Genomic DNA, 5,228 nt, shown 5'->3' on the forward strand with positions numbered 1-5,228 from the left:
AACTCTATTTATGCGACTTAGCTTAAAATCACCGGGGCGAGAATAGAAAGTAACGCATAATCCTGAAAGATTATTCCGAGGAGTGCGATTACCCCTGCTACCTTGAAAAGCTTTCCACCTAAACCAGTTCCTTTTTGCATTCTCTATTAGAATCCCGGCATAATAAAACAATATATTGAAAGCCAGTGAGCCCCTTGAGGACACATCCACGTGTGCCAGCGTATCTGGCATACGTGTGCACGGTGTCAACCGACGTGACTTGTGGATATGCAATCGACAGGCGTAATAGCCGACAGGGATGCGTCTTCCCGAGTTTCGAATCAGACGTTCATCGCGGCTAAATTTTAGGGATTGTTATGCAGAATACGATACATCAGCTTAATGCCATAGTATAAAAATCTTAGAGTATGAGGTAAAATGTAATGGCAGGAACCATTAACCGACGATCAAAGAAAGCCGGTCTCCCCCCTGGGACCTTAATTCATGTAGGCGAGAGAAAAACCGAAATGGTAAGGATTACAGTAATCGATTATGATGAAGGGTATTTCCAGGAGAGAGAGGCAAAAACGGTTGAGGAATGCTTTCCTCTTAAAGGTAAGCCGATAGTCACCTGGATAAACATAGCAGGTCTTCACCAGGTTGATATCATCGAAAAAATCGGAAAACAGCTTGATCTTCACCCTCTCCTGCTTGAAGATATACTTAACACAGAGCAGCGCCCTAAGATGGAGGATTTTGAAAATTATATTTTTATCATTCTAAAAATGCTTTATTATAACGAAACAACAAATAAAATAAAATCAGAGCAGGTCAGCCTGATTTTCAACCCGGATTTAGTTATCTCCTTCCAGGAAGAGAAAGGGGACGTTTTCAATCCCGTAAGAGAAACAATAAGAAGCGGCAAAGGACGCATCAGGAAGATGGGGGCGGATTACCTCGCTTACGCCCTGATGGATGCAATCGTTGATAGCTATTTTATAATCCTTGAGAGGCTTGGAGAAAGGATAGAGTATATAGAAGAAGAGCTGGTAGTAAATCCCAAGCCAGAGACCCTGGGATATATTCACAACCTGAAAAGGGAAATGATACTCCTGCGTAAATCTGTCTGGCCTTTAAGAGAGGTTGTAAGCGCACTGGAGAGGTGCGAGTCGCCTCTCATTAACGAATCCACCTGTATCCATCTCAGGGATGTCTACGACCATACAATCCAGGTAATCGATACAATAGAGATATTCAGGGAAATGCTCTCAGGTATGCTTGATGTTTATCTTTCCAGTATAAGCTACAGGATGAATGAAATTATGAAGGTATTGACGATTATTGCTACGATATTCATTCCTTTAACTTTTATAGTGGGTGTTTACGGAATGAATTTCGAATACATGCCGGAGCTTAAGTGGCGTTTGGGTTATCCTGTGGTGTGGGTTATTATAACGATCATAAGTATCTCAATGATTGCTTATTTCAGAAAGAGGAGATGGCTGTAATTGTATGTTTATCTGAGGCTTATTTATGATTTGTCCGGGAAAAACCTGGATGTTTTTACAGATGCAAAACTGCATTTCAAGGGTAACTTTTTATACTTGCGCCTATTTAATTTCTTTATTTTCAAGTTTATCGTTGACCTCATAAGGGGCAGCGAATTGGAAATCTTTTGCGCTGAGCTCACCCTTGAGCCAATCTTCATACCGACGAACCTGAACAATCCTGTAATCCTTTATTTTTGCCACAGTAATAAGAAACGGGAGTATTTCCACTCTGCCAATCACCATCAGAATAATTAGCGCCAGTTTCATATGACCAGCAAGGGCAACTGATACGATCCCAACCGATAAACCGGATGTGGCAAAAGCAGAAACAGCTTCGAACATCGAGTCAGTCAATCCGAAGCCAGAAAACGTGAGGAGCGCCCCGGTAACAATTACGAGTACAACCGACAGTAGAATGAATAAGAGATTCGTTAAGATATCTTTTCTATCGTAATCATTACCGTCGAACTCTATCTTCTCAAGCTCTTTCCCGGCTAAGGAACCTAGTACAAAAGGGATCGACTTTAACAAAATAGCAAGGCGGAAAATTTTGATGCCGCCGGCGGTTGAGAAGCTCATACCTCCTAAGAACATCAAAATGATAAAAAGGAATTTTGCCTTCTCGGGAATTTCGCCAAAATTTATGGTGGAAAAACCTGTGCCTGTGGATGCGCTGAGGACATGGAATACTGTTGTAAGTATATCCAGCGGATATACTGCCTGCACAGCCAGCACACCTATGGTGGAAATAAGAACGAAAATACAAAACTCTTTTGTGAATGCTGTCCTGAATTTGCGGTGGATTAACCTGTAATGAATGAAAAAGCTTGTCGCCCCAAAAATCATCATAACAATGACGACCAGAGCTGCGGGAAATGCAGAATACGATGAAAAATCGGCTACAGGAGAAAAGCCACCCGTCATGAGCGAACTCAGCACAACCGAGATTGTATTTGCTGCATCTGTAAAACCCACGACATATATTATTGCAGAGAAAAGAAGGATGTATACTGTATATACCACAAGTATCGACGCTAAAGATTTTTTGATGCTGTCAGTCACGCGCATAAAGTTCAAAACTCTTGACATATTGTCCAGTGTCTTGCCGCTGTAGAAAAAAGAAAGGAGGATGAACACAATGCCCAGCCCACCGATAAGGTGCGTGAAACTCCGATAAAACATGAGCGAGCGCGGAAGAGCATCCGGGTCTGTTATAAGTGAAAAGCCCGTGGTCGTGTACCCTGAGACGCTCTCAAAAAAACTGTTCACAAACCGCACGGTGAGGCTTGAATCATTGAATGCATTGAGCCAGAAGTACGGTATTGCGCCAAGAATCCCAAGAATAAAGAACACGCCTGTAAGAAGAATACAGGACTGGCGAAAGTCAAGCTCCTCGCGCACCGAGAGGGCGTTTAGAGAAAAACCAAAGAAAAAGAATGTAAAACTGGTTACGAACAGTGAGATTATTGCCTGCGTTTCATTATAAACGAACCCCATAATGATGGGGAAGGCAACTAGGATCCCCGCAAGCTGCAGGACAAGCCCCATGTTCGCAAGGATTGGAAGCATAAGCTATAACTTTATATTAATATATATAAACCTTAGCCATAATCATAATCATGAATATTTTGTTATCATTTTCGGGATTTATTTAAAGTTCATAGATGATTTTTTAATGTCATTAAAGTACTATCATTAACGGCGCAGTCCTGCAATAAACGAATATCCGCATGCTGAAAATCACTATCAGAAAAAAACTATAAAAGATTAGGAACCTGTCGGATGCATGGATATAGATTATAATTCTCTGATTGACTGGTTAAGATATGTACCATACGTGCCAAACAAAGGTCTGGAGCTTCAATTAAGGCTCAGGCGGCTATCAAGAACTCACCCGTCACCTCTCCTATTTTCTTCCTGCTGTAATACGCGCTCACTGTAAAGCTGTGCTCCCCTTTTTTTAACTTTTTTGGAATCCACCATTTTTTCTCAATCAATTTCTGCGTTCTGACCTGTATATTATTAATTCTTTTAACAAGTTTTTTAACTATCTGTTTTTCCCCGTCATAAACACTTATGACGATTTTCGCCCTTTTCCAGGCAACTTCACCTGCGTTTGTCAGGCTGATAATAAATATTAGTGTGCTTCCCGCCCTGATATACTGCGGCTCCACTGTTGCTTCTATCTCTACTCTTACCAGTGGAAATAGTATCCCACGATTTACAAAGACTTCTCGAATTAAATGCTCATTGATGCCATTGTAAATGTTTTTATCCGCAATAATGACCGCATCGGCAGCGTCCTCAAACTTTGAATCTATGTTCAGATAAAAATTACTTTCAATGACCATCCTGATAGAATTATCCCTGGCAGTAAGCCTCCTTGCCTTAATCCTGGAAGCCCCGCCCATTTGCAGGTATATATCCCACAGGGATGCGGACCATATTTCCCCATCCCGGTCGCAACTATCCAATCCAAGGAAATCCTCTGGATAATGTTTTTTACGATCCACCCTGCCCACACAATCACCTATTTTCCCGATGCCGTTCCAGTCACCGACGCATTCGCGGTTAAAGCCATCATTTATCTCTGCAAAAAAACACGCTGCAAAGAAATCCCCGAACCCTTCCGCGATCGGACAGGAATTCCAGTTAGGCCCGAAATCAGGCACCTGTTCATCTAAAATAGCATGGCTGTATTCATGTAGAATAATGTCCGCGTCCTCCGCATCGTCAATATACCAAGTGCCGAATGTTATTTCCCTGGTATCGCGATTGTAATACGAGTTATCAGCGAAATCCCCCTGTACATTCACTTTTACAGTTTTATTGCATAAGTTAACGAATCCAAGGCTGTGTATATACCGTGCAGCTTCATCGATATGATAATATGCCATAACTTCCTTGAAATGCGGGTCAGGTCTTGAGTAGTTAAAGATCAAATCTTTCTCTTTTGCTCTGTTCGGCGTGGTACTGGTATCTACATAAGGACCGCTGAGGTAGCCTGAGCCGTCAAGATCCTTCAGAATAACGGTGGAGTAGGCTTTCTCAGGAATTTCGGATTCCGCAGTAAGATTTCTATCTCCAAGAGCAACTACAGGGTTCGGTATGAAAACCCTTCCTCTGTCGTTCGCTTTCAGGAGCGCGTCCAGGATATCCAGGATATCACCGGTTTTAAAGTCAATAAATACATACCATTCCTCGACGGGATTAATCAGTGGGACTTTTACCTTCCACGCTACATGGTATGTATCTCTTTTTGGATAGATAACACGTTCTGCAGAAGCTGCTTTTGCAAGTCTTTTTTCTCCATGACGTGCATCCAGTGCCATGCGTATCGCATCTTCCTGTGAGATGCCTTTTTCAGTTGGCAATTCGACAAGCAAATCGGGATAATAGCAGATATCGATTTTGTTGACTCTGGTGTTTTTATCCATATGGACAGAAGTAAAAGCATTGTAGACTGGCAACTCACCGGATACCTGCTGGAATACGACATGGTATCCGCCAAGACTATCTGTTTTTCTTATGAATATTAAATCTTCCAAATCCTTTCTCATTCTAAACAATTTAAAATATTCTGACAGGAACTTTCTTGCTGCTTTTTCCGGGTTTTCCTCTATTTCCTCTGTCTGGACTGATATAATTCCGCATAAATGAGATGGAATTCTGGACTGCACCCCAAAAAGTGGACAGGTA

The 5,228-nt window shown here is 41.9% G+C and carries 3 protein-coding genes; 1 reads left to right on the forward strand and 2 read right to left on the reverse strand.

The window, feature by feature from the left end; all coding sequences use genetic code 11:
- The first annotated feature begins 422 nt into the window (after positions 1 to 422).
- Entirely contained in the window at positions 423 to 1,487 is a 1,065-nt protein-coding gene (gene corA, locus MNV_RS05990; protein WP_096204441.1) for a magnesium/cobalt transporter CorA, read from the forward strand.
- Positions 1,488 to 1,589: 102 nt separating this feature from the next.
- On the opposite strand, the gene MNV_RS05995 is transcribed toward corA, so the two are convergent.
- Positions 1,590 to 3,098 carry a TrkH family potassium uptake protein gene (locus tag MNV_RS05995; RefSeq protein WP_096204442.1) on the reverse strand — a complete coding sequence of 503 codons (1,509 nt, stop codon included), beginning with the start codon at positions 3,096 to 3,098 and terminating at the stop codon, positions 1,590 to 1,592.
- Between the two features lie 302 nt (positions 3,099 to 3,400).
- Positions 3,401 to 5,228, reverse strand: a 1,828-nt coding sequence (locus tag MNV_RS06000; protein ID WP_218837919.1) for a M36 family metallopeptidase, incomplete at its 5' end; no start/stop codon positions are given.

This window comes from Candidatus Methanoperedens nitratireducens (assembly GCF_900196725.1).
Lineage (GTDB): Archaea > Halobacteriota > Methanosarcinia > Methanosarcinales > Methanoperedenaceae > Methanoperedens > Methanoperedens nitroreducens_A.